This is a genomic window from Shewanella sp. KX20019, assembly GCF_016757755.1.
In the GTDB taxonomy this organism is placed as follows: Bacteria; Pseudomonadota; Gammaproteobacteria; order Enterobacterales; family Shewanellaceae; genus Shewanella.
This window is the reverse complement of sequence record NZ_CP068437.1, coordinates 4,691,637-4,715,741: the sequence shown is the minus strand read 5'-3', so window position 1 is coordinate 4,715,741 and position 24,105 is coordinate 4,691,637. Positions and strand designations below refer to the sequence as shown.

At 45.7% G+C, this 24,105-nt stretch carries 22 protein-coding genes; 12 read left to right on the top strand and 10 right to left on the bottom strand.

Features of this window, described 5'->3' with window-relative positions; translation table 11 throughout:
- The first annotated feature begins 62 nt into the window (after nt 1-62).
- Complete coding sequence (locus JK628_RS20390; protein ID WP_202286738.1) at nt 63-1,199, top strand: IS4 family transposase; 1,137 nt, start codon at nt 63-65, stop codon at nt 1,197-1,199.
- Between the two features lie 473 nt (nt 1,200-1,672).
- Here JK628_RS20390 and JK628_RS20385 read toward each other — a convergent pair whose 3' ends face one another.
- The 3 genes from JK628_RS20385 to JK628_RS20375 form a co-directional block, all read right to left on the bottom strand.
- Nucleotides 1,673-2,623, bottom strand: a complete 951-nt coding sequence (locus JK628_RS20385) for a family 16 glycosylhydrolase (RefSeq protein WP_202286737.1) — start codon at nt 2,621-2,623, stop codon at nt 1,673-1,675.
- 218 nt (nt 2,624-2,841) lie between these two features.
- Nucleotides 2,842-3,126, bottom strand: a complete 285-nt coding sequence (locus JK628_RS20380) for a hypothetical protein (protein ID WP_202286736.1) — start codon at nt 3,124-3,126, stop codon at nt 2,842-2,844.
- Entirely contained in the window at nt 3,113-3,556 is a 444-nt protein-coding gene (locus JK628_RS20375) for a GNAT family N-acetyltransferase (RefSeq protein WP_202286735.1), read from the bottom strand. The genes JK628_RS20380 and JK628_RS20375 overlap by 14 nt, the downstream gene beginning before the upstream one ends.
- Nucleotides 3,557-3,811: 255 nt before the next feature.
- Between JK628_RS20375 and JK628_RS20370 the strand changes: the two genes are divergently transcribed.
- Complete coding sequence (locus JK628_RS20370; protein WP_202286734.1) at nt 3,812-4,918, top strand: DUF2157 domain-containing protein; 1,107 nt, start codon at nt 3,812-3,814, stop codon at nt 4,916-4,918.
- Nucleotides 4,915-5,712 carry a DUF4824 family protein gene (locus JK628_RS20365; RefSeq protein WP_202286733.1) on the top strand — a complete coding sequence of 266 codons (798 nt, stop codon included), beginning with the start codon at nt 4,915-4,917 and terminating at the stop codon, nt 5,710-5,712. Before JK628_RS20370 ends, JK628_RS20365 begins: the two co-directional genes overlap by 4 nt.
- A gap of 276 nt (nt 5,713-5,988) precedes the next feature.
- On the opposite strand, the gene JK628_RS20360 is transcribed toward JK628_RS20365, so the two are convergent.
- Both JK628_RS20360 and JK628_RS20355 read right to left on the bottom strand, forming a co-directional pair.
- A complete protein-coding gene (locus tag JK628_RS20360) occupies nt 5,989-6,612 on the bottom strand; it encodes a LysE family translocator (RefSeq protein WP_202286732.1) in 624 nt (207 codons plus the stop codon).
- 101 nt (nt 6,613-6,713) lie between these two features.
- The gene (locus tag JK628_RS20355; protein WP_202286731.1) at nt 6,714-6,866 is read right to left on the bottom strand and encodes a hypothetical protein; all 153 of its coding nucleotides are present in this window, start codon (nt 6,864-6,866) and stop codon (nt 6,714-6,716) included.
- Nucleotides 6,867-7,097: 231 nt separating this feature from the next.
- Between JK628_RS20355 and JK628_RS20350 the strand changes: the two genes are divergently transcribed.
- The gene (locus JK628_RS20350) at nt 7,098-8,033 is read left to right on the top strand and encodes a LysR family transcriptional regulator (protein ID WP_202286730.1); all 936 of its coding nucleotides are present in this window, start codon (nt 7,098-7,100) and stop codon (nt 8,031-8,033) included.
- Nucleotides 8,034-8,066: 33 nt separating this feature from the next.
- On the opposite strand, the gene ilvY is transcribed toward JK628_RS20350, so the two are convergent.
- Nucleotides 8,067-8,939, bottom strand: a complete 873-nt coding sequence (gene ilvY, locus JK628_RS20345; protein ID WP_202286729.1) for an HTH-type transcriptional activator IlvY — start codon at nt 8,937-8,939, stop codon at nt 8,067-8,069.
- A 202-nt stretch (nt 8,940-9,141) separates the two neighbouring features.
- Here ilvY and ilvC point away from each other — a divergent pair, with 202 nt between their 5' ends.
- The 7 genes from ilvC to JK628_RS20310 all read left to right on the top strand — a co-directional run bounded on the left by ilvC (nt 9,142) and on the right by JK628_RS20310 (nt 19,587).
- Nucleotides 9,142-10,623: a ketol-acid reductoisomerase gene (gene ilvC, locus JK628_RS20340; protein ID WP_202286728.1), complete on the top strand. Its 1,482-nt coding sequence runs from the start codon at nt 9,142-9,144 to the stop codon at nt 10,621-10,623.
- Between the two features lie 824 nt (nt 10,624-11,447).
- Nucleotides 11,448-13,121 (top strand): acetolactate synthase 2 catalytic subunit, encoded by a 1,674-nt coding sequence (gene ilvG / locus JK628_RS20335; RefSeq protein ID WP_202286727.1) that lies wholly within the window; start codon nt 11,448-11,450, stop codon nt 13,119-13,121.
- Entirely contained in the window at nt 13,118-13,384 is a 267-nt protein-coding gene (ilvM, locus tag JK628_RS20330) for an acetolactate synthase 2 small subunit (RefSeq protein WP_443019978.1), read from the top strand. Before ilvG ends, ilvM begins: the two co-directional genes overlap by 4 nt.
- A gap of 4 nt (nt 13,385-13,388) precedes the next feature.
- A complete protein-coding gene (locus tag JK628_RS20325; protein WP_202286726.1) occupies nt 13,389-14,321 on the top strand; it encodes a branched-chain amino acid transaminase in 933 nt (310 codons plus the stop codon).
- A gap of 412 nt (nt 14,322-14,733) precedes the next feature.
- Nucleotides 14,734-16,581, top strand: a complete 1,848-nt coding sequence (gene ilvD, locus JK628_RS20320; protein WP_202286725.1) for a dihydroxy-acid dehydratase — start codon at nt 14,734-14,736, stop codon at nt 16,579-16,581.
- Between the two features lie 28 nt (nt 16,582-16,609).
- Nucleotides 16,610-18,160: a threonine ammonia-lyase, biosynthetic gene (ilvA, locus tag JK628_RS20315; RefSeq protein ID WP_202286724.1), complete on the top strand. Its 1,551-nt coding sequence runs from the start codon at nt 16,610-16,612 to the stop codon at nt 18,158-18,160.
- Nucleotides 18,161-18,450: 290 nt separating this feature from the next.
- On the top strand, nt 18,451-19,587 hold the full coding sequence (locus JK628_RS20310) for a pyridoxal-phosphate-dependent aminotransferase family protein (RefSeq protein WP_202286723.1): 1,137 nt from the start codon (nt 18,451-18,453) through the stop codon (nt 19,585-19,587).
- 80 nt (nt 19,588-19,667) lie between these two features.
- Here the strand turns inward: JK628_RS20310 and JK628_RS20305 are convergent, their stop codons facing one another.
- Nucleotides 19,668-20,726 carry an MBL fold metallo-hydrolase gene (locus tag JK628_RS20305; RefSeq protein ID WP_237524077.1) on the bottom strand — a complete coding sequence of 353 codons (1,059 nt, stop codon included), beginning with the start codon at nt 20,724-20,726 and terminating at the stop codon, nt 19,668-19,670.
- Nucleotides 20,727-20,892: 166 nt separating this feature from the next.
- On the opposite strand from JK628_RS20305, the gene JK628_RS20300 reads away from it, so the two are divergent.
- On the top strand, nt 20,893-21,501 hold the full coding sequence (locus JK628_RS20300; RefSeq protein WP_237524076.1) for a TetR/AcrR family transcriptional regulator: 609 nt from the start codon (nt 20,893-20,895) through the stop codon (nt 21,499-21,501).
- 56 nt (nt 21,502-21,557) lie between these two features.
- Here JK628_RS20300 and JK628_RS20295 read toward each other — a convergent pair whose 3' ends face one another.
- The 3 genes from JK628_RS20295 to JK628_RS20285 form a co-directional block, all read right to left on the bottom strand.
- Nucleotides 21,558-21,974, bottom strand: coding sequence for a VOC family protein (locus tag JK628_RS20295; RefSeq protein ID WP_202286721.1), 417 nt, complete (start codon nt 21,972-21,974; stop codon nt 21,558-21,560).
- Between the two features lie 128 nt (nt 21,975-22,102).
- Nucleotides 22,103-22,531 (bottom strand): SPOR domain-containing protein, encoded by a 429-nt coding sequence (locus JK628_RS20290; RefSeq protein WP_202286720.1) that lies wholly within the window; start codon nt 22,529-22,531, stop codon nt 22,103-22,105.
- 400 nt (nt 22,532-22,931) lie between these two features.
- Nucleotides 22,932-23,339, bottom strand: coding sequence for a hypothetical protein (locus JK628_RS20285; RefSeq protein ID WP_202286719.1), 408 nt, complete (start codon nt 23,337-23,339; stop codon nt 22,932-22,934).
- Nucleotides 23,340-24,105: the final 766 nt, after the last annotated feature.

Genomic DNA, 24,105 nt, shown 5'->3' with positions numbered 1-24,105 from the left:
AACATTCATGGCATTTGGTGATCACATTTATCGCCAAACAAAAATAATCACAGGTAAATGCCATGAATGCGAAACAAGTTTTATCAAAATGCCTCTCCCTTGTCACCCCATTAATGCACAGAACTCTCCGACAGAGTTTGTTTTCAGCAATCGAAAGCTCAATGAATGGTGGCTCTCTATCAATTACAGGCCTTGGCCGTGACATTGATAGTAATGCCTTTGAAAAACATAAGATTAAGCGTGTAGGTAGGCTTTGCAGTAACACCAAGTTATATCGTGATATCGAGTTCATCTATACTCGCATGACTTACTTGTTAGTCGGAACAATGAAGCAGCCAATTATCCATATAGATTGGTCAGATCTTGATGACCGCAAGCAACACTTTCTTATCCGAGCATCACTAGCAGCTCAAGGACGCTCGCTTACGCTTTATGAAGCCACAACACTAAACAAAAAAGAGAAGCCCAAAACTCATCTACTCTTTCTGAGAAAACTTAAGGTTATGTTACCTCATGACTGCAAGCCTATCATCGTAACTGATGCGGGCTTTAGGATCCCTTGGTTCAAGCAAATTTTGTCGCTTAACTGGGATTACGTAGGTCGCTTTAGAAATAGAACTCACTGCAAGAAGTGCCCAGAGGATGATTGGTATCCAGTTAAAAAACTCTATGTTCAATCAAGTTGCAGAGCAAAAAATCTCGGCGTCTACTTTTTAGGTGAACAAGTCTCTTTCAAATCTCGTTTAGTCATTTTCAAGCGCAAAGCTAAAGGACGAAAAGATAAAACAGCAATGGGTGATAAAGCCAGGCGAAGTAAGCAGTCTCGTGCAAGTGCGGAACGAGAAAAAGAACCTTGGTTGCTGGCAAGCTCACTGTGTAGCAAGAGCGATAACGCTAAAAGCATTGTTAAGATTTATGCAACAAGAATGCAGATAGAGGAGAGCTTTAGAGACGTGAAAACGGGCTTGAAAATGAATGATAGTGGCTCAAGGCTCCTGCATAAACTAAGCGTTTTACTACTCATAGCCTGTCTATCTCAATTCATGCTTTATTTTCTTGGTTTGGCCGCCAAAGCAGCAGATAAGCATCGGCAATACCAAGCAAACTCAATCAAACACCGGAATGTTTTATCAAACCAGTTTATAGGGTTAAGAGCCTACAAGGACTGGAATTTGAAGCTGCTGAAGTCTCACTGGTGAGTAGGGGTTAAGACACTGTAGGATTTAGTTAGGGAGCCACAAGCATCCTATTAAATTCGTGGGGATCCCTCAGGGTCAGAGTAAACATTAATAAATAGGCACTTTGGTGCTAGATGATTCCGCTTTTCAAACCCAGTGCAGATATGGCTGAGGCCGTCCATGATCTGGTGAGAGATAGCGAAGTTATCAAGTTCTCGAACGAGAGGTATGGGTGCTGAACTGGCTTTTTAACAAGGATAGTATTCGTCATGGCCGAGCTTTCACGGCCAATTCTGTTCCATACAGAATTTGGCATTCCCTCCGTCCTTGGAGGTCAGATGGACTTGCAGCGTGTCACTGCAGTGTCTGCACATGCGATCACGACATTGGCACTTCCGTGTGCTGCACTGACTGCAGACCATTGGAACCACAAATGTCTCGTTTTGCACCTGTACTTGAAGATAAAACTCAAGCTAGAGCAACGTCAGCCCCAACTAAAACTGACATTGTTTCAAAGTCTGATAGCTAAAATCTTTATAGTAACTTTCGCTTGCGCCTAACTCAGGATCAAACTCGCCAGCCCAGGTGGAGATATCCTCATGAGTCGCCCATATATTCATCATCGCCATCAGGGTTGATTCGCTGGTTGTCGGGATGTAAGGGCTCGCCTTTGAGTTAACTTGATGCACTAATAAACCATCGACGTACCACTGAATTTTACCCGATGACCAACGAATGCCGTAACGGTGAAAGTCTAATGCAGCATCGAATTGCAGTGGAATAAGCAGGGCGTTCTCGCCTGATGCTGGCTCGCCATTGCGCCAGAAGTTGATCTGCATGAAGTTGGTGTTATCGCCGAGAAATTCTATATCTATTTCATGGTGCAGGCCATTGCCATTAGGGGCAACATCGTAGGGGCTGGCAAATAAAAAGAAGCTACTGACCACGCCTGCACGTGCGGCAGGCTTCATACTGACTTCATAGCAGCCATAACCTCGGTACTCATGGCTGCGTAACTCGCCCGAGACCCAATCAGGCGCCGCTAATGTTCCTTGGTTACTCAAGGTGAGTTGCATCCCCTCACTACTATGGCTAATGGCATCGGCTTGCCAGCGATTAACAAACGGAAAACCGTTGTGCCAGCCATCACTGGCCCACCAATGGCTGTAATCAAACTGGGTCAGTGCATCAGTAAAACCGCTGCTTTTAGTTGATTTTCCCCTAGGTTCTTTTTTGTTTGATGAACTGGATTTCTGCAAGGAGTCCTCCTTTGCAATACGCTGAGCAGAGACTTGCTGTTGTGACAATTCCATTGATTTACCGCGTATTTTTATCTCTGACTTGTCGTTGGGTTTAGCTTGTAATGCGCTGTGGTAACTCGCGAGCAGGATACAACTGATGTAAAGAATGGAGCGTTTAGTGGGGCAAGAAGAGTGATATGGCATATGGTCTCCAACAGTGTCGATACTTTTGGATGACTAATTATAGTTCGCATAGATGGAAAGTTGAGTTAATTTATGACGTTTTTGAGCGGCTCTAGGTGGGCCTGAATAAAATGATCCAATTTTTAGCCCATGCTTGTGCAGCGCAGGCCAATTCTATTAATAACAGAATTGGCCTTGTTAATATTTGTAGATTACTAACATCCCAAGGTCATCTATTGTTAGCTTTCCAGCACAGGTTTGCGTGTTTGCTTTCTATAAGACTCTTCGGCAGCAATCAATACCGCGAGTAAACAAGCAGTCACGATTAAAGCGAAGCAGTAAGGGAGAAACTGCATATAAACAGCTCCCAATGCAATAGTATTCATAAAACCGCCACCAGACAGCGTAAATACCAGTGTCACCAATATTAATAGCGTTCCGAATGTGCCTAAGATGAAAAATAGACGTGCAATAGTTAGCACTAATCCGAGGTTTTCAGATTGTAGCTTTTTAAATGGTTTCATTTAGCATTGCTCCGTCGGTATATTGCTTCAGCATAAAATAACGTTCTGGACTGCCGGGAAATCCGGGGACAGTACCGACAATTTCAAAACCAAGCTTTTGATAAAACACAGGGGCCTGAAAAGAAAGGGTGTCTAATTGCGCTATTAGGCAGCCGCGCTTTCTAGCTTCCATCTCAGCTTGTTCCATTAACTGACGCCCAAGCCCAGTGCCTCTGGCCTCGGGACTGACCCACACCACTTCTATAAGAAAGTTTCGGTAAATGCTGCGACCTGAGACACCAGCAATGATGTTGTCTGCTTCATCGCGAGCAATGACTGAGAGAGGAGCTGTTTCTTCTGGCCCCATATGCTCATATTTGTGCTGTTTAAGCCCCTCGATAAGCGTATCGAAAACCGCTTTATCATTTTTATTGATGACTTCAATTTTCATTTATGTGACCTATAAATCCGTTTGTTAGCCATTGCCGTTACTGCTGGAGTACTTTGTTGAGAGTAGATTCAACAGCGTCACGGCAACTGTTGTTTAGATTGAAACTTTAGAGGTGTGCTCTCTACAGCCAGTTAATTTATCACTCTTAAGTCACGGCTGTAAATTGACTTATTGCAGCGCGTTTATGAAGCGTTCTTTTTGTTGTTTTTATTATCAATTACGGCACTATATGCTGTGACTAAGGAGAATAAATCCATGGAAGAAAAGCTGCTTTCTCAATTAGATGCCCAGCAACGGGTTGATCAAATTCATGCATTCCAGCAAGAGCTGCATGCATTGGAAATTGATCAGGTTATTGCAGTCTCACCAGCACAGAAAAATAAGCTCGATGATTATCATCAGCAATTATTAAAACGCCTCTCAGAAAGCTATGACGTCGATACCAGCAGTCAATCGAAGCAGCTTTCTCTTGGGATGAGAATAGCCTCAATGCTGGGGGCGCTAGCGATGGCGACCAGTATTTTCTTTCTGTTCTATCAGTTTTGGGGCTACCTGAGTACCGCTGTGCAAGTGAGTATTTTAGTCATCGCACCCATCTCCCTTTTTATCCTGTCGTTGAAATTGGCTCAAGCCGAGAAAAGCGCATATTACTCAAAAATTGCCGCCTTGGTCAGTCTTGCCTGCTTTGTGCTTAACCTGTCTATGTTGGGACAAATATTCAACATCACGCCGTCACCTAATGCCTTTGCGGTGTGGGCGGCTTTTAGTTTTTTACTGGCCTACGCCTGTAATGCGCGTCTTTTACTGTTCTTTGGGATTGTCAGTCTAAGTAGCTTTATCGCGATGAAGATGGGCAGTTGGTCTGGAATGTATTGGATTAGCTTCGGCGAAAGACCTGAGAATTTTCTAGTGCCTAGTTTGTTGATCTTTTTAATACCTCATCTAAGCGATCATCGACGCTTCAATGGCTTTGCTGCGATTTATAAAGTTATGGCAATGATCATGCTGTTTCTACCTATACTCGTTTTGTCTAACTGGGGCGAAATAAGCTATTTAAGCTGGTCAGCGGAGATAATTGAGGGTTGTTATCAACTGATGGGGTTTGCACTTTCAGCTGCGGCTATTTGGCTTGGGGTTAAGCGCCAATGGGGCGAGGTAACCAACACGGGCAATGTGTTCTTTATTTTGTTCCTCTACACCAAGTTCTTCGATTGGTGGTGGGAGTGGATGCCGAAATATGTCTTCTTTTTTATTCTAGGCTTGTCAGCTTTGTTGGCACTGATGGTGTTTAAGCGAGTTCGCCTCAGTAATTTAAATGACTTAAGTAAAGTCGGCAAAATGGGCGGAGGGGCTGGGCAATGAAAAAGTACTTATTGATGGGTCTGCTGATCCTTATCGGCAGTAATGTCATGGCGTTGAGTGGTGTAGCATATAACCGCATGGGCGCACCGACATCAGCACTAAAATTGACTGAAAGAGAGCTGGAATTACCCTATAACAGCAGCGCGCAACAAGAGAATTCCGGCATTCTACTCAGTATTAATTGGCGCACCGCTACCAAGCCTGATAATGCCTATACTCCCTACAACAGTAATGAAACCACAGTGACTCAAGCGCAACTATTAGATCTTGGTTTTGAGCTGCCGGATAACAATTATTACGGAGCGCAGTCTCGTCAATTGTATTGGGCATTTGAGTTTGATGGTGAGCGACATGCCGCTGAAATTGCCAAAGCAGAGCTGCGCTATCAGGAAGCCGTTAAAACTTATACCGAGCAACCCAATGACAATAATAGTCGCTTAAAGGATGACTCTCTTGTTAACTTTAAAAAGGAGAAGCTAACCAACAGTCGACTATTCTTTGTCAAAGTGGCTACTGACTATGAGTCCTTAGCGGCTGAATTTGCTGGCCAAGATAATATGCTGTTTGTTAAGGGGCTAGCTAAGCCTTATTACAACGAAAATAACGACAGTTACCGTTTATTCCTGCAACAGTTATTGATCACTGAAATTATGCTGCCATTAGAATATTCAGAAACTCTTAAGGGGTTGAGCAGGTTGGGTTATCAAGATATTGAAGCCCCTCGTTATACGGTGGATATAAAATGGGGCAGCCGTTTGGAACCGTGGATAACGAAAGTAACTCGCCATGAGTAAAGCCTCGGACTGGATAGGAGGTGGCTGTCAGGGGGGAAGCTGTTTTACCAACCGTAATGCATGTGGTGTGCTGCTCATAACAATTTGGATCTGAGTAAACATTAATAAATAGACACTCTGGTGCTAGATGATTGCGCTTTTCAAACCCTGTGTAGAAATACCTGAGGCCATCGAAAATACCGGGGCTGGAAAAGATAGGGTCTAATTGCGCTGTTTAAGCCCCTCGATAAGCGTATCGAAAACCGCTTTATCTTCTTTTATTAATGATTTCAATTTTCATTTCACTGCCGTTGCCATATAGGCGCTACCGCTAATTAAACAGCTGCCACCAACATAGCCTAGGTACTTTTGTGATTTCTTACGTTGTAAAAACTGACTCGCGCTTGAAGCAAGTAGTGCGTATCCCGCTAAAATAACCGCGACAACAACAGAGGAAGTCAGGATTAATATAGCAAACTGCAAAACCTCATCGCCTTCAGGGGTCATAAATTGCGGCAGGAATGCCATATAGAATGCGATTGCCTTGGGGTTTAAAGAGGAAGCAATAAAGCCAGCTTTCATACTAGCAACGCTGAGGGTTTGATCTTTATCGGTATTGTTATCTGTGGAACTTGTCCTTGCTGCAGCTATTTGGCAATAACCAAGGTAAGCCATATACATCACGCCTAACCATTTAAAAATCATAAACAGGGTTGCAGAGGTTGCCAAGATAGCACCAACACCGATTAAGGAAAGTACCATTAACATTACTCCGCCGAAGACATCTCCCAATATGCACATAAAAGCTGCGCGTATCCCTTTGGTTAAGGACTGACTGATCACCAGTAAAACACAAGGTCCTGGAATAAGAGTGAGTACTGCACTGGCTATGACAAAAGATAACCAAACTTCAATGGACATAATATTCTCAGAAAGATTAATTAACACTATTAATAAAGCCCTCTATACCCATCTTCAAGTAGGATGGGTATAGAGGGCAAACATTGCAATGTTGACTTGTTTTACAGTAATTTTGCGGCGAGATAGTCTTTCACAAAAGCTGACAAAGGTGCTCCGCCACCCATAGGATCTTCGGCATAGCTATTCAATAAGTAGCCAATGTTTTTAGTTTGCTGCTGGTTTAAATAATCAGCTTTAAATACTTCAATTTTCATTAAATACTCAGAATCAAAATTATGCATAATTGAGCGAGGCTAGCATCAGTCGGTCTTTATTGTAAATTCGCTAATTTTCATGATCCAAATCAGAACTGTTGGCATAGGTATGCAGAATGGAGTCAATGCAAGGGTAATTTGTTAATGGCTTTTTTGATCGAAAACAGCACCGCTTCTGCCTGAAAAACACTATCATAGGCCAAGTCAGTTTTGGTGTGTGGAGGGTAACGGGTGAAACAGCTAGATTTTAATTTATTGCGAGTGTTAGAGGTGCTGCTCGAGGAGCAAAGTGTTACTGCTGCTGCATCGAGGCTGCACCTGAGTCAATCTGCGGTCAGCAAGCAGTTAAGTAAGTTACGCGACACCTTCGATGATCAACTTTTCGAGCGTACCGCTTATGGGCTAAAAGCCACCCCACGAGCCTTGCAATTAGCGCCGGAGCTGCGTGAAGTGCTGCAAAGGCTTGAGCAATTTACCCGCCCCAATAGCTTCGAGCCAGCTGATAGCCAACGCAGATTTCGTATGCACCTGGTTGAAACCGCTTATTCGCTAGTATTTCCGCACTTTGTGCCTCAGTTGTTAACGCAAGCGCCGCAAGTGAGTATTAATAGTCAGACGTGGTCGCACGACAGTATGGAGAAGATACTGCGCTGCGAAATTGATCTCGGTATTATCTGCCGCGAGTGGGATAAACGCTCTTTACTGCATATGAATAACTTGCCGGATGAGCTGGCTTACGCTGAACTTATCCGTGACTATCCGGTATGTCTGGTCAGATCCGGACATCCGCTACGCAATGAACCTTGGGATCTCGATACCTTTTTAAAATATCGTCATCTACAGGTGGCATTTGGTGGCTTGGAGCACTGGCTGCTGGATGACGTATTGCGTTTAGAGCATAGAGAGCGTGATATTGCCGTTAATATGACTGACTTTACTAGTGCGCTAGATCTGTGTGAGAACAGCGATCTAATCTTATGTGCGCCGCGAAAGTACGTCATGCATATGTTGCCCGGCCATGACCTTGTTTGCCTTGATGTGCCGGTGCATGTTGAACCTGGTGCCTACGTGCTGGTGTGGCATAAACACTTCAATTTAGATCCAAGCCATCGCTGGTTACGTAATCTAATGATCGATGGTGTTAGTCAGATTGAATCTAAGGATTGAGTAATCAGCTAGTAAAAGCAGTCGTTAAGTGGCTTAAATAGCCTCTAAAAAGGCTTTTATTACCGGCTCGCTAATGCGCTTTTCGCGGCAGCAACAGCCCAGCTCAAAAGGGGGGATAGCAATGGGTGATGACAAAAGTTGAATTCGGTCACGCACAGGGCTGTTATTGAGTACCACTTCGGGGGTGATACTGACGCCACATCCTAGGGCGACCATCGAGGTTATCGCTTCTTGGCCTGAGACTTGCGCATAAATGTTGGGCGTTAAGCCGAGCGCTTTAAACCAGTTGTCGATACGTTTACGCCCCGGCCCATGCTCAGGCACGATAAACGGTAATCGATCCCAGGGGATGTAGGATTCGGTCAGCAATTCTTGCACTTGGCAACGAAAGGTCGGCGCGATGATCGACAGTGGCACGTCATCTATCTTGGCAAAATGCAGGTTGTCAGGAAAAGGATCCGGCAGTGCGGCAATGGCAATATCGGCGCGATTATTGCGAATTTCGTTGACAGCATTAGCGGCATCACCCGTGGTTAAGGCTATTTCGACTAATGGGTGTTCGCGTCTAAAGTGGTCAAGTAAGCCGGGCAGATGACTGTACGCCGCCGTAACCGAGCAGTAGAGGTTAAGTCGACCCCTTAATAGATCTTGCTTAGGGTCTATCTTAGTTTTGAGTTTGCTCCAGTGATCGAGGGTTAGCTCAGCAAAATGACGATATTCCACCCCTGCACTGGTTAAGGTTACGCTACGATTATCACGCTGAAACAGCTGCGCTCCTACCTCCATTTCTAATCTCTGCATGGCGCGACTGAGTGTCGATGGACTAACATGCATCGCCTGCGCAGTGCGAGCAAAGTGCAAACTATCTGACAGGTGCAAGTAGAGTTTGATGGTACGAATATCCAAAATTTTCATCCTCGAGAAATGGCATTTGAGCTGAGCAAATGCTAGGTGGCAGTTATTTCTCCATGTTGCACAAATCGCAATGTCATGTTCCGAATATATCATTTTAAGCAATCAAAAGCTTGCGCTATAGTGATCTCAATCACAGCTTAGCTCGGTACTGAGCAAGCCCGTTTAAATATCCAGAATCAAGGTGGTATATCAGATGGCTAACTATTTTAACTCTCTGAACTTGCGTCAACAATTAGAACAGCTGGCTCAATGCCGCTTTATGGATCGCAGCGAGTTTAGCGAAGGCTGCAGCCACATCAAAGGATGGAATATAGTCATTCTAGGTTGTGGTGCACAAGGTTTGAACCAAGGTTTGAACATGCGAGATTCTGGACTAAACATCTCTTTTGCACTGCGTGCACAAGCGATCACCGAGAAGCGTGAATCATATCAGAAAGCCACTGGCAACGGTTTCCGTGTCGGTACCATTGAAGAGTTAATTCCTGATGCAGACTTGGTGTTAAACCTAACGCCAGACAAGCAACACACTAACGCCGTGACCACCATCATGCCGTTAATGAAGCAAGGTGCGACACTGTCTTATTCGCACGGCTTTAACATTGTTGAAGAGGGCATGCAGGTTCGCCCTGATATCACCGTCATCATGGTTGCTCCTAAATGCCCTGGTACCGAAGTTCGTGAAGAGTACAAGCGTGGTTTCGGTGTGCCTACACTGATTGCAGTCCACCCTGAGAATGATCCAAAGGGTGAAGGTTTTGCTATCGCTAAGGCGTATGCAAGCGCAACTGGCGGCGACAGAGCCGGCGTATTGCACTCATCTTTCATCGCTGAAGTTAAGTCTGACCTGATGGGTGAGCAAACAATTCTTTGTGGCATGCTACAAACTGGCGCGATTTTAGGTTACGAGAAGATGGTTGCCGATGGCGTTGAGCCAGGCTACGCCGCTAAGTTAATTCAGCAAGGTTGGGAAACCACTACCGAGGCGCTTAAGCACGGTGGTATTACCCATATGATGGATAGACTATCTAACCCCGCTAAGATTAAAGCGTTTGAAATGGCTGAGGAGTTGAAAGAGATCCTTAAGCCACTCTTCGAAAAGCACATGGACGATATCATCGGTGGCGAGTTCTCTAAAACCATGATGGCTGACTGGGCTAACGACGATGCTAACCTGCTTAAATGGCGTAGTGAAACGAATGAAACAGCCTTTGAAAATGCACCTCAGTGTGATGAGCAAATTGACGAGCAGGCGTACTTCGATAAAGGTATTTTCCTGGTTGCTATGATCAAAGCGGGCGTTGAGCTTGCGTTCGATACCATGGTTGCAGCAGGTATTGTTGAAGAGTCGGCTTACTATGAATCACTGCATGAAACACCATTGATTGCCAACACGATTGCCCGTAAGCGCCTTTACGAGATGAATGTGGTTATCTCTGATACTGCTGAATATGGTTGCTACCTATTCAACCACGCGGCAGTGCCAATGCTACGTGATTATGTTGAAAACATGTCGGCAGAGTTCTTAGGCGGCGGCCTAAAGGATAGCGGTAACGGCGTGGATAACGTGCGTCTTATCGAAGTTAATGATGAGATCCGTGGCACAGCCGTTGAGTCTATTGGCGCAGAGCTGCGCGGTTACATGACCGAAATGCAACGTATCGTTGAAGAAGGCTAACATTATTTGTGGCTAAGCCTGTGACGCAATTGTGTCGCAGGCAAGGCTGAACTAGCACCGAGTAGAGTAGCTGTTTTATCAGTTAAGTATTTTCAGTAAAACATTAACGAACGATACCAATCAGTATAAGAAGGTGAGCTACTCAGAGTGTGTTTTGGCAATCTATTTCAAGGCGAATGGATGATGAATGGTTGTTCCCTTTTGAATTCATTCAACAGCGAAGTGGGCAGCCAAAAACACTCCTTCTAGGCGAGTTTTAGCGCTTCAGATGCTGTGTTAACGAGCTGAAACGTAGAACGACTATGTTCTTCACTCGTTGCCTTACCTCTGAATCGCTAAATTCTCGCTGAGCGCTCACATCTTTATATTGATTGGTATAACACCTTAGTGACAATAAAGAGAGACGGCAGTCAGTTGTTATTACACCTAGTTATTTAGCCGAGATTAGCGGCTAGAGCTTGAGTGTTACTAATAATGCAAAAGTTTTCATTGTGTTTTTTATTCGCTTTGTGGTAAATCTTAATAGTGGTCTTTTAAAAAGACCGATACCGAATTTAAGCAAAGACCCAAATTTAGGAATACGAGTCGCGTATGTTTAACCAAGCTGCCCAAATTATTATTGTGATTATTACCGTCGTGATTATTAAATCACAGCGGGGGCCGCGTATGCTAAATCGACACACCTAATTAGGTTTAAGATTGCAAACAACCCCCGCTCCGAAAGGAACGGGGGTTTTTTCGTTTAAAGGGCTACTCAAATTATTGAGTATCGCCATTAAGCAGTAACCAAGTTATCGATAAATTGAGTAGTGGAGCAAGTGCAGATGGGATCAGGGCAGATGATACGGGGCGCCGACGCAGTAATAAAAGCCATCGCCGCACACGGTGTAACGACGGTGTTTGGTTATCCAGGCGGTGCAATCATGCCCATCTACGACGCCTTGTATGGTAGCCCTGTAGAGCACCTACTGAGTCGTCATGAGCAGGGCGCTGCATTCGCGGCCGTAGGCTATGCAAGAGCGAGTGGAAAAACCGGTGTATGCTTTGCGACTTCAGGTCCAGGGGCCACCAACCTAATTACCTCGCTTGCTGATGCGCTGCTGGACTCTGTCCCTGTGGTTGCGATTACCGGTCAGGTGTCCACAGCCGTTATCGGTACCGACGCATTCCAAGAGATTGATGTTCTGGGCATGTCCCTGTCGTGCACCAAGCACAGCTTTATGGTCACCAGCGTTGAAGAGTTAGTGCCGACGCTATATCAAGCATTCGAAATTGCAGCATCTGGGCGTCCAGGCCCTGTGTTAGTCGATATCCCTAAAGATATTCAAATAGCGCTAGTGGATTACAAAACGCCGTTACAAGCGGTCATGCCAGAGCCGGAGCATACTCAAGCCCAAATCGATGCTGCAAATGCATTGCTGGCTAACGCTAAGCAGCCAATGTTATATGTCGGTGGCGGCGTCGGTATGGCCAGTGCGGTTGAGCCATTAAGACAGTTTATTGCGGCAACTGGCATCCCCTCTGTTGCAACATTGAAAGGGCTAGGCGCCGTTAGTATCGATACTGCAGGTTATTTAGGCATGCTCGGTATGCATGGCTCGAAAGCGGCCAATCTAGCGGTGCAGCAGTGCGATCTATTGATTGTCGTCGGCGCGCGCTTTGATGACCGCGTAACCGGCCGTTTAGCCTCGTTTGCGGAGAATGCCAAGGTGTTGCATCTTGATATCGATGCCGCAGAACTGGGTAAACTCAGAATGCCGGAGGTCGCCATTGCGGGTGACTTACGACAGATATTACCGGCATTGAGCCAGAGCATGCAGATAGAGGCGTGGCAGTTGGAAATTCAACAGTTAAAGGCGCAGCACCCATGGCGTTACGATCGCCCCGGTGAACTGATCTATGCCCCCGCTATGCTGAATCGTTTAGCGCAAAAACTGCCTGAAGATAGTGTGGTTTCTTGCGATGTAGGCCAGCACCAAATGTGGGTGGCACAGCATATGTATTTTCGTCGTCCTGAAGATCATCTTTCAAGCGCTGGTCTTGGCACCATGGGTTTTGGCTTACCTGCGGCGATTGGTGCAAAAGTCGCACGTCCAAGTGCCACTGTGGTGGCGGTTTCTGGTGATGGTTCATTCATGATGAACGTACAGGAGCTGACAACCATTAAACGCAGACGTTTGCCGGTTAAAATCCTGCTGGTGGATAATCAAAAATTGGGCATGGTTAAGCAGTGGCAACAACTATTCTTTGAAGAGCGTTATAGCGAAACCGATCTGTCGGACAACCCTGACTTTGTCAAAATGGCATCCGCCTTTGATATTCCTGGGCGCAACATAACCTTGGCCAGTGAGGTAGAGGAGGGCTTAGATGAGATGCTAAATAGTGAAGGGCCGTTCCTGCTGCATGTGTCGATAGACGATGCTCACAATGTATGGCCTTTAGTACCGCCGGGTGCGTCAAACCAAGACATGATGGATGAGATGGAGAAGCAAACATGATCGATTACTCAGTAGCAATTAGCGTGCAACAGCAACCTGAAGTATTGGAGCGAGTGCTGCGCGTCGTCCGTCATCGTGGTTTTAAAGTCACTAGCTTAGAGATGCAGCTCAACGACAATAACACCAGCAGTATCGATATGTCGGTTCAAAGCGATAGAGCGATTGCTTTGCTTACTAATCAAATAAACAAGTTAATTGATGTACTGGACTGCCAAGTGTTGGCGGGTCAAATAAACAAGACTACCGCATCTGCAAAAGGATAAAGATATGGCCGCTAAAACAGCTGAGTTAATATGGTTCAATGGTGAAATGATGCCTTGGGGTGACGCTAAGGTACATGTCATGTCGCATGCTTTGCATTACGGTACATCAGTATTTGAGGGCATTCGTGTTTACGATACACCCGCAGGACCGGCAGGCTTTAGATTGACCGAGCATGTGCAGCGTTTGTTTGATTCAGCGAAAATCTATCGCATGCCGATCCCCTATAGCTTCGATGAGCTGATGCAAGCCTGTCGTGATGCGGTTTTGGGCAATGGTTTATCGAGCGCCTATATCCGCCCGTTAGCTTTTTATGGCGATGTCGGCATGGGCATTACACCGCCGAAAGATGCTCAATGTGATGTATTGGTCGCGGGCTTTCCATGGGGTGCTTATTTGGGTGAAGACAGTATGGATGCCGGTGTTGATGTGGCAGTCACTTCATGGAATCGTTTAGCACCAAATACCATTCCAACGGGCGCTAAAGCGGGCGGTAACTACTTGTCATCACTGCAGGTTTCAACCGAAGCCAAACGTAACGGTTATGATGAAGGTATTGCGCTCGACACCAATGGTTTAGTCAGCGAAGCGGCTGGCGCCAACATATTTGTAGTGAAGAAGAATAAGATCTACACACCACCAGCGACTGCCGCTATTCTGATGGGATTGACCCGCGATACCATTATCACCTTAGCCCGCGAGAAAGGTTACCAAGTGGTAGAGGAGAACATGTCGCGTGAATTCCTCTACTTGGCTGATGAAATCTTTATGACTGGCACCGCGGCAGAAATCGTTCCCGTACGCAGCATTGATCGCATCGAAGTGGGTAGTGGCAAGCGCGGTGAAATAACCAAGATAGTGCAAAAGAGCTTCTTTGGTCTTTTTAATGGCGAAACAGAAGATAAATGGGGCTGGTTAGAGCCGTTGAAAGCCGGATAAAGCTGAGATGGTGATAGCCGAAATAGGCTGAGATGGTGAGAGCCGAAATAGTGAAAGCCGGAGAAGAATAAAGTTTTTGTAGGTCGGGCTTTAGCCCGTCAATCAAGGGTTTGATATGGCTTGTAGGTATAAATAGCGACTTACGGGCAAGCTGAAACAAGCTAAGACGGTGAGAGCTGAAACAGGCTGAGACGGACGCTATGCTGACGGATTACGGAATGTTCGCTAGCTCACTGACGGAAAATCCGAAATAGCCTAAGACGGTGAAAGCCGGGAAAGAATAAAGCTAAGAAAAAATATTAAAATCTGAGGCAACAGCCTTAGGTTAAAGAGTTAAAGTAGAAGGTCAGGTTAGGTATTTTAGAACCTCTAATACTCGAGCCTAAAGCCTTCTCTAAAAAAGGATAAAGCAATGCCGAAATTACGTTCAGCAACCAGTACCGAAGGTCGTAACATGGCGGGAGCACGTGCACTTTGGCGTGCGACTGGCGTAAAAGAGGGCGATTTTGGCAAGCCAATCATTGCCATTTCCAACTCATTCACCCAGTTTGTGCCTGGCCACGTCCACCTCAAAGATATGGGGTCTTTAGTTGCTGGTGCGATTGAAGAGGCAGGCGGTATAGCCAAAGAGTTCAACACTATTGCGGTTGATGACGGTATTGCAATGGGTCATGGCGGCATGCTTTACAGCTTGCCATCACGGGAGCTTATTGCCGACAGTGTTGAGTATATGGTAAATGCTCACTGCGCCGACGCGTTAGTGTGTATCTCTAACTGCGACAAGATCACTCCAGGCATGCTAATGGCGGCGCTAAGACTGAATATCCCAGTGATCTTCGTCTCTGGTGGCCCGATGGAAGCGGGTAAGACTAAGTTATCCGACAAAATCATTAAGCTCGATTTAGTTGATGCCATGGTTGCTGGCGCGGACGATCGTGTATCCGATGCAGACAGCGAACAAATTGAGCGCAGCGCCTGCCCAACCTGTGGTTCATGTTCAGGCATGTTTACTGCCAACTCAATGAATTGCTTAACTGAAGCGCTTGGTTTGTCGCTGCCGGGCAATGGTTCAATGTTGGCGACTCACTCTGATCGCCGCGAACTGTTTCTAGAAGCGGGTCGCCGCATTATGGATCTTGCGACGCGTTATTATCGTGATGACGATGAGTCAGCATTACCACGCAATATTGCGAACTTTAATGCCTTTGAAAATGCCATGACCTTAGATATCGCTATGGGTGGTTCGAGCAACACGGTATTGCATTTAGTGGCTGCTGCCCGCGAAGCGGAAGTTGACTTCACCATGGCCGATATTGACCGCTTGTCTCGCTTAGTACCGCACTTGTGTAAGGTTGCACCATCGACACCTAAATACCATATGGAAGATGTGCATCGTGCTGGTGGCGTGATGGGCATTTTGGGTGAGCTCGACCGAGCGGGCCTGTTGCATAACGTTGCTTACCATGTGGCAGGCAAAAATCTTGCTGAAGTACTGGCTAAATACGATATTGCGCAAAGCAAAGATGCTGCGGTACATAAGTTTTTCTCAGCAGGGCCAGCAGGGATCCCTACCACTAAAGCCTTTAGCCAAAGTTGCCGCTGGGACAGTGTTGATATTGACCGCGAAGAGGGTTGTATCCGTACCCGCGAATTTGCCTTTAGCCAAGAGGGTGGATTGGCGGTTTTATCCGGTAACGTTGCCGTCGATGGCTGTATCGTAAAAACCGCTGGCGTTGAAGTGGAAAACCACACCTTTATCGGGAGTGCACGCGTGTATGAGAGTCAAGATGATGCGGTTGCCGCGATCTTAGGCGGCGAGGTAGTTGCTGGTGATGTGGTGGTTATTCGCTATGAAGGCCCTAAAGGTGGTCCTGGAATGCAAGAGATGCTGTATCCAACCAGCTACCTTAAGTCTCGTGGCTTGGGCGCTAAGTGTGCCCTTATCACCGATGGTCGTTTCTCGGGTGGAACCTCTGGTTTGTCAATTGGCCATGTATCGCCAGAAGCGGCGGCGGGTGGCGTTATTGGCTTAGTGCAAACAGGTGACACCATTGAGATTGATATTCCAGCGCGCTCAATAAAATTAGCTATTAGCGATGTTGAACTAGCGGCGCGCCGCACTGCTATGGACGCTCTAGGGGTTGATGCGTGGAAGCCACTTGGACGTGTTAGACAGGTGTCGATGGCGCTAAAAGCGTATGCATTATTAGCGACCAGTGCCGACAAGGGTGCAGTGCGCGATACCAGTAAACTGGTTTAATTGATTTAACGGGCTTAAGAGGTAGTTTATGTTGGCTTTAGCATCACAATCAAAGTTGGACTTAGCGCAATATTATTTGCAGAAGATATTACTGTCTTCTGTTTATGATGTCGCCAAAGTGACGCCGCTTTCTAGCCTAAATAAGCTCTCCGCACGCTTAGGTTGCCAAGTATTTCTTAAACGCGAAGATATGCAGCCTGTGCACTCTTTTAAGTTGCGTGGTGCCTATAACAGGATCTCCCAGCTGACAAAAGCAGAGGGCGAGTGTGGCGTGGTATGTGCGTCGGCAGGTAATCATGCCCAAGGCGTGGCGATGTCTGCTGCGGCGCGCGGTATTAGTGCCGTCATCGTGATGCCTGAAACCACACCCGATATCAAAGTGGATGCGGTAAAGCGTTTAGGCGGTGAAGTGGTGTTGCATGGTCAGGCATTTGATCAAGCCAGTGCCCATGCGCAAAGCTTGGCGAAAAGCGAAGGCCGGGTGTATATCGCACCGTTCGATGATGAAGCGGTTATTGCCGGGCAAGGCACAGTGGCACAAGAGATGGTGCAGCAGCAGCGTGATCTTGAAGTGGTCTTCGTGCCTGTGGGCGGCGGTGGACTAATTGCGGGGATTGCGGCTTATTACAAAGCGGTGATGCCACAAGTGAAGATCATTGGCGTTGAGCCTGAAGATTCAGCCTGCCTAAAGGCGGCACTGGATGCGGGCGAGCGGGTAGTATTGCCGCAAGTGGGCTTGTTCGCCGATGGCGTAGCGGTTAAGCAAATTGGCGCCGAGCCCTTTAGAGTGGCGCGTGAATACGTGGACGACGTTATCACTGTGAGCTCCGATGAAATTTGCGCCGCGGTAAAAGATATTTTTGAAGATACCCGCGCGATAGCGGAGCCTTCTGGCGCACTGTCGTTAGCTGGGCTGAAAAAATATGTTGGCAATAATGGTACTGGCGAAAAGCTCGGCGCCATTTTAAGCGGTGCTAATGTTAACTTTCATGGTTTGCGTTATGTGTCTGAGCGCTGTGAACTGGGTGAGCAAAAAGAAGCGATTCTGGCGGTAAAAGTGCCAGAGCGTCCAGGGATCTTCCTGCGTTTTTGTGAGCTACTAGGTAAGCGAGCAATGACCGAGTTTAACTATCGCTTTAGCAGTCGCGATAAAGCAGTGGTGTTTGCAGGTATTCGCATATCCGAAGGCCAAAGTGAATTGGACGAGATCGTTGCCAACCTTGAAGCTGAAGGTTTTGGAGTACAAGATCTTTCTCAGGATGAAACGGCTAAGTTGCATGTGCGCTATATGGTAGGTGGTCATCCACCAGAGCCATTAGAGGAACGTTTATTTAGCTTTGAATTCCCCGAGCACCCTGGTGCACTGTTTAAGTTTTTGACTACATTGCAAAGTAAGTGGAACATCAGCTTATTTCACTACCGTAACCATGGCGCGGCCTATGGCAGAGTGTTAGCGGGTTTTGAAGTACCAGAGAGTGACAATCTTGCCTTTCAGCAGTTTTTGACTGAGCTGGGTTTCATCTATCAAGAGGAAACTAACAGTCCTGCTTATCGACTCTTCCTCGATAATCGTGCTTAGGAGCTGAAACTACAGTATTCAGCATTTTTGGGCTGTTTTAGAGAGGAGGACGCGAAAGCGTCCTTTTTTTATGAAACTCTCGCAGATTTATGGAGTTAAGTTCCGTTTTGTAATATTGTTCTTAAAGAAAATAAAAATAATAGTGAACCTGAAACTGCAGTCACTAACAGGCTTTTTGTTTCGGAAAAATCATATTCCCATCCCACTGAATCCTGCATCTTCAGGTAGGATGGGTATAAAGGCAGTTCAATCTTAACCACAGCAAAGTATTTAGTTTCTAAGGAAATGTAATGTTAATAGCACCCTATATCGAACCGTTTAATCCACCGCGCAGAGTGCTGATGGGGCCGGGGCCCTCTGATGTTTATCCAGAAGTGTTAGCTGCTCAAGCTAAACCGACGATTGGCCATCTAGACCCTGTATTTGTCGGCATGATGGATGAGCTAAAAGCGCTGATCCAATACGCCTTTCAAACCAAGAATGAGATGACGCTAGCAGTGTCTGCTCCAGGCAGCGCGGGTATGGAAACCTGTTTTGTTAATCTGGTTGAGCCCGGCGAAAAAGTGATTGTCTGCCGTAACGGTGTTTTCGGTGAGCGTATGCGCCAAAATGTCGAGCGTTGCGGTGGCGTTGCGGTGGTGGTTGATAACGAGTGGGGCGAAGCCGTCTCTGTTGATGATGTTGCCAGTGCATTGACGGCCAATCCAGACGCTAAGTTTTTGGCCTTTGTGCATGCAGAAACCTCAACCGGTGCTTTATCAGATGCTCAAGCCTTGTGTGCATTGGCTAAACAACATGATTGTATATCGATTGTCGATGCGGTGACATCACTAGGTGGTGTTGAGCTTAGAGTCGATGAGTGGGGCATAGATGCCATCTATTCAGGTAGCCAGAAATGTCTATCTTGTGTGCCAGGTTTGTCTCCTGTGTCTTTCTCTCCTAAAGCGGTTGAGAAAATGAAAAACCGCAAGACTCAAGTTCAGAGTTGGTTCCTCGATCAAACGTTAGTGATGGGCTATTGGACGGGTGAAAGTGGCGGCAAGCGCAGCTATCACCATACAGCGCCAGTTAATGCACTTTATGCGCTGCATGAGTCATTGCGTTTGTTGTCGCTTGAGGGGTTAGAGCAAGCGTGGCAGAGACACGCTGACATGCATCAAGTGTTGCGTCATGGCCTGCAGCGTTTAGGGCTTAAGTTTGTGGTTGCTGAAGAGGTGCGTTTACCGCAGCTCAATACTGTTTATATTCCAGAAGGAATAGATGACGCTAAAATACGTAAGCAGCTATTGGAAAACTATAATCTTGAAATCGGTGCTGGACTCGGCATCTTAGCTGGCAAAGCATGGCGTATTGGTTTGATGGGCTATGCGGCTCGTCGTGAAAATGTCGCGCTATGTATTAAGGCGTTAGATGAAGTTTTAGTGTAAATATTTGCTCAGTGAGTATGCAGATTTGAAAAGGCCGTACACTTATGGCGAACGGCCTTTTTGTTCTAGTGAGTTTAATCTTAAAGCTCATTGGCTAGCGCAGCCCACCATTGGCTGGTTTCATGGATCTCATTGACTGCGATTAGCTCGCCCATCTTCGGCGTGACAATCTCGATATTAGCATCACTGGCCAGTTGTGTGATTTGATTGAGCGGGTCGTACCAACTGTGAAAGGCCAGATCGAAGGTACCGTTATGGATAGGCATCATCTTCTTCCCTTGCAGATCAATATGCGCTTGCAGACTTTGCTCTGGCGTCATATGGATAGTTGCCCAGTCTTTATCATAAGCCCCAGTTTCAACCATGGTCAGATCAAATGGACCAAAGCGCTCACCAATCTGCTTAAAGCCATCAAAATAGCCTGAATCACCGCTGAAATAGAGGCTACTGTTAGTCGATTGAATCACGTATGACGCCCATAGAGTGTCATTCTTATCAAATAAACTGCGCCCAGAAAAATGTTGAGTCGGTGTCGCGGTAATGGTTACCCCTGAACTATTATGTGCTTGCCACCAGTCGAGGCTGTGGATCTGGTTCGGTTTAACGCCCCAGTCGGTAAGGTGCTTATCAACTCCCAGCGGTACCACGAAATACGCCACACTTTTTGCTAGGTGCTTGATTGAAGCTTTGTCCAAATGGTCATAGTGATCATGGCTAATCATCACCCCATCGATTGACGGTAAGTCTGTTAGTGCAATAGGTGGCTGGTGGAAGCGTTTCGGCCCTGCAAAGCTAAAAGGCGAAGCTCGCTTACTAAAAACCGGATCAATCAACCAGCGTTGGCCGTCGACTTGCAAAAAGATACTCGAATGGCCTAAACGGATCACCGTGTCTTGGTTCTTTGGTAAGTTTCTGAGTAGCTCAGCGGTGACGGTCATTACTGGGATCTCCATCGTAGGAGTAGCGTCGACTCTGGTCTCGGTAATATAACGCTTCAGCAGCGGCAGAATGGCAGTATCGTCAGTAAAGCTTGGGCTAGTATTGATAAAGCCACCCTTTGCCTTGTGGTGCGCGCGTTGCTCACTGACGTTAACGTCGCCTGGATGGTTGGATGATGTTAAAGCTGAAGTTGCCAGCATAATGCCTCCGATAAATACCAATATTGAAATGAGTTTAATTAGCTTCATAGTGATTATTAAAAGTAAACTATACGGTGTAGTTTACTAAAATATTTTGAAAAGTAAACTGCTGAGTGTAAAATGGTGTGGTGTATGGTTGAGCTCCTTGAGTAAGGTTTTGAAAATAATGGATAAAAAGATTACACGTTCAGAAATAAAACGTGCAGCGGTGATCTCTGCTGCGATTACAGAGTTTCGTGCTAAGGGTTTTAAGACAGCAAGCATGGATGATATTGCTAAGCGGGCTGATGTTTCTAAGCGAACGGTGTACAACCATTTCCCCAGTAAAGAAGCCTTGTTCGGCGCGATTATGCAAGAGATGATGTCGATGCTGTGCGCGTTAGAAAGCGTGCCTTACAGTGCGGATGCATCGCTTAAATCGCAGCTTACTTTACTTGCTAATCATGAAATTGCCTTACTAAAAGCGGAAGGATTTATCGCGACCTCAAAAGTGATTATTGCCGAAGCTATTCACTCACCAGAATTGATAGAAGAAGCGATGCTGCAGCTCAGTAAGCAAGAGTCTCCCATGGCCAACTGGTTTGAATCAGCCATTGAGGCTGGAGTGATAAAAGCGAACAGCCCTGAGATGTTAGTAACGCAGTTTTTAGCGGTCATTAAAGCGTTCTGCTTCTGGCCACAGTTGATACAAAACGCCCCATTTCCTGATGATGCAAAAACAGCAGAGGTTGTTGATACCGCAGTAGAGATGATCATTAAACAGTACGCCGTTTAATGATCTGAGGTTGGTTAAGTTATATTTTGAAAAGTGGCTTAGATTTAAAGCTATTGCTATCTTTTCGCCATGGGATGATCGGGATTTAGCTGCAGTAAATCCCAAAGGTTGCCATATAAATCCTCAAAGACTGCTACAGTGCCGTAATCCTGCTCTTTCGGTTCTCGAATGAAGTTGATACCAATTGACTTCATGTGCTTATAGTCACGCCAAAAATCGTCAGTATTTAGGAAGATGAAAACCCGCCCACCGGCTTGATTGCCAATAAAATCGTGCTGTTCAGGTTTAGAAGCCTTAGCAAGTAGCAAAGTTACACCATGTGAGTTTGGTGGCGCGACAACAACCCAGCGTTTATCTTGCTCAGATTGATAAGTATCTTCAATAAGCTCAAACTTTAGCTTGTTCACATAGAAGTCTATCGCTTCGTCGTAGTCTTTGACTACAAGTGCAATATGCACGATATTCTGCTTCATTTTGTTACCTAGAGTGAAAACGGTCTCGGTTACATAGCGCCCATTTCAGCGGGCCATTATATATTTGGCTAAAGTATCTCGCGAATAAAAACGAAGTAAGCTGTTAGCTGCTCAGCTTCAAAATATTGTTAGGTACACTTTATTACCTGAGTTCCAAGGTGATCTTTGGCTTTAAATATATCTTTACCGACAACGAACACACGGTATCTTGGAGCATTGGCGGTATTGAAAGCGGGTATATCATTTCGAATAGAACCAACTCCAAACTTTTTCAGTTTATGTTCTAGTTCTTGAGCTTTTGTTTCTTGTATAAAAAAGCCGACCAAGTGCCAATGCTCTAAATTTAGAATGTAGTCATAGAAGAATCTGCAAGCGTCAATTTCCGAGCTTGACCAATAGATAGGGTTAGCATCTATTCCTCTTTCGGAATAAAAAACAGCCCACGCACCTCCAAGTCTATCCAAGCAATAAGCATCGCTTTGTCGAGACAAAACAGCAAAGCTTTCTGGCGTGCAACCTTCAGCTAATAATTTTTTAGTCAACTCTGATGCGAGCACTTAATCCCCCTAAAGCTTATTCAATAGTAGCTCGATAACGTTGTTGGCTGCGCACTTTTTTTGTCCAACGTTAGCACCGCTAAGCAATTATCGTAAATGGTTTATTTCGTAACCTCACTACTTTGGCCAATCAAAGCTTGATACTCTAACTTTGGTGGTTCCAATGACTTGCTGTGGTGCTGGACAGGATGTCCGAATGTCGTGATCACATGGTCGATGGTGTTCCCGACATCATTATGACATTCCCCATATCTCTATGGGTCAAATATGAATGACCTTATGTGCAGACGCTGCCACATTTACACTTGGTTTGAAAAGCGGAATTATCTAGCACCAGCGTGTCCAGTTAGTATTATTCTCTCTGACCCCAATAATTAGTGAGCCGCACATTAGTGGCTTGTTAAGTGTTATTTTCTTCGGCTTCAGCTTTCCCTCGTATTTTTGATGCCTGAATTCTCACTATCAGAAAGGTAACAACTAGAGGTGCAAAAGCTACCCATGATTGCATTTTAAATGCCCAGAAATATACAAACCAAATTTGAGCAATGATTAGCCCTACTAATTTTAGCCACCGATGAAAGATCATTAGATCGCCCATCGCAGCAAAGGGCAAGCCAAAACACAAAGCTCCAACACCATACAGCCAGAGGTTAAAGTTTTCTGAAGACTCAATTACACCTATATCAATGGCGATTCCAAACAGAAATGGAAATAATACCAAGAACATGACTAGAGTCAGAAAGTGTTCACTGTTCCGGTGCATGTCATGAGTTTTATTTTTGTCAGCAAGTTTCTGTAAAGTATTCATGGGATTTAATTGCTTAATTCAACAGCCGCCGATAATGTTCTTGGCAGCAAAGTTATTATACTCGAAGGTATCACTGTTAAGTCATTGCTGCAAATGGCTTATTTTAAGTTTATACTCAAGGTAGATAGTTTGTGATTTTAAACAACGAGCCTGCTTATTTACGAGGTTTGTGTGTTGCTTTCTCATGTTGCACAGTAGTTTGAAATATAACTTTTTTCAATTGCGACGGAATTATCTGTGGTTAATGAACTCGAGTGCTCTTTTTGTACTATTCAATGCAGAGTCCACGGTGATAGTTAATTGTTCCAATGACCTGCGGCAGGCGTATGTGCAGACGCTACTGAGACTCGCAGCAGCTCTTTATAAAAGAAAGGGTCCATGTGGGCTTAACGAAAACGTCTGACCTCCAAGGATGGAGGAAATACCATATTCTGTATGGAACAGAATAGGCATGTTTTCGAAGGCCTCAGTCGCATCTGCACTGGGTTTGAAAAGCGGAATCATCTAGCACCAGCGTATCCATTTACTAAAGTTTACTCTGACCCCAATAGCTAAATAGCCTAGCTTGCAGAATCAAATCTCCCCCGTTGGAAGTTTCGCTTTTCAGAAATTTCGCCGGGGCGATGAGGGATTGTCAAGGGGCGCAAGCGCTTTGCCCCTTGGCTCTGGTGTGGGCGAAGCACCACGACCTTGATTTAGATTTTATCCAAGCCTAACTTTAATATTAGTGGCTCAAATTAACAGTTTTTTGCCATAGCAGCATAGT

Coding starts and splice junctions, on each gene's coding strand:
- JK628_RS20390 (WP_202286738.1), top strand. CDS start 63: ATGAATGCGAAACAAGTTTTATCAAAATGCCTCTCCCTTGTCACCCCA.
- JK628_RS20385 (WP_202286737.1), bottom strand. CDS start 2,623: ATGCCATATCACTCTTCTTGCCCCACTAAACGCTCCATTCTTTACATC.
- JK628_RS20380 (WP_202286736.1), bottom strand. CDS start 3,126: ATGAAACCATTTAAAAAGCTACAATCTGAAAACCTCGGATTAGTGCTA.
- JK628_RS20375 (WP_202286735.1), bottom strand. CDS start 3,556: ATGAAAATTGAAGTCATCAATAAAAATGATAAAGCGGTTTTCGATACG.
- JK628_RS20370 (WP_202286734.1), top strand. CDS start 3,812: ATGGAAGAAAAGCTGCTTTCTCAATTAGATGCCCAGCAACGGGTTGAT.
- JK628_RS20365 (WP_202286733.1), top strand. CDS start 4,915: ATGAAAAAGTACTTATTGATGGGTCTGCTGATCCTTATCGGCAGTAAT.
- JK628_RS20360 (WP_202286732.1), bottom strand. CDS start 6,612: ATGTCCATTGAAGTTTGGTTATCTTTTGTCATAGCCAGTGCAGTACTC.
- JK628_RS20355 (WP_202286731.1), bottom strand. CDS start 6,866: ATGAAAATTGAAGTATTTAAAGCTGATTATTTAAACCAGCAGCAAACT.
- ilvC (WP_202286728.1), top strand. CDS start 9,142: ATGGCTAACTATTTTAACTCTCTGAACTTGCGTCAACAATTAGAACAG.
- ilvG (WP_202286727.1), top strand. CDS start 11,448: ATGGGATCAGGGCAGATGATACGGGGCGCCGACGCAGTAATAAAAGCC.
- ilvM (WP_443019978.1), top strand. CDS start 13,118: ATGATCGATTACTCAGTAGCAATTAGCGTGCAACAGCAACCTGAAGTA.
- JK628_RS20325 (WP_202286726.1), top strand. CDS start 13,389: ATGGCCGCTAAAACAGCTGAGTTAATATGGTTCAATGGTGAAATGATG.
- ilvD (WP_202286725.1), top strand. CDS start 14,734: ATGCCGAAATTACGTTCAGCAACCAGTACCGAAGGTCGTAACATGGCG.
- ilvA (WP_202286724.1), top strand. CDS start 16,610: ATGTTGGCTTTAGCATCACAATCAAAGTTGGACTTAGCGCAATATTAT.
- JK628_RS20310 (WP_202286723.1), top strand. CDS start 18,451: ATGTTAATAGCACCCTATATCGAACCGTTTAATCCACCGCGCAGAGTG.
- JK628_RS20305 (WP_237524077.1), bottom strand. CDS start 20,726: ATGCTGGCAACTTCAGCTTTAACATCATCCAACCATCCAGGCGACGTT.
- JK628_RS20300 (WP_237524076.1), top strand. CDS start 20,893: ATGGATAAAAAGATTACACGTTCAGAAATAAAACGTGCAGCGGTGATC.
- JK628_RS20295 (WP_202286721.1), bottom strand. CDS start 21,974: ATGAAGCAGAATATCGTGCATATTGCACTTGTAGTCAAAGACTACGAC.
- JK628_RS20285 (WP_202286719.1), bottom strand. CDS start 23,339: ATGAATACTTTACAGAAACTTGCTGACAAAAATAAAACTCATGACATG.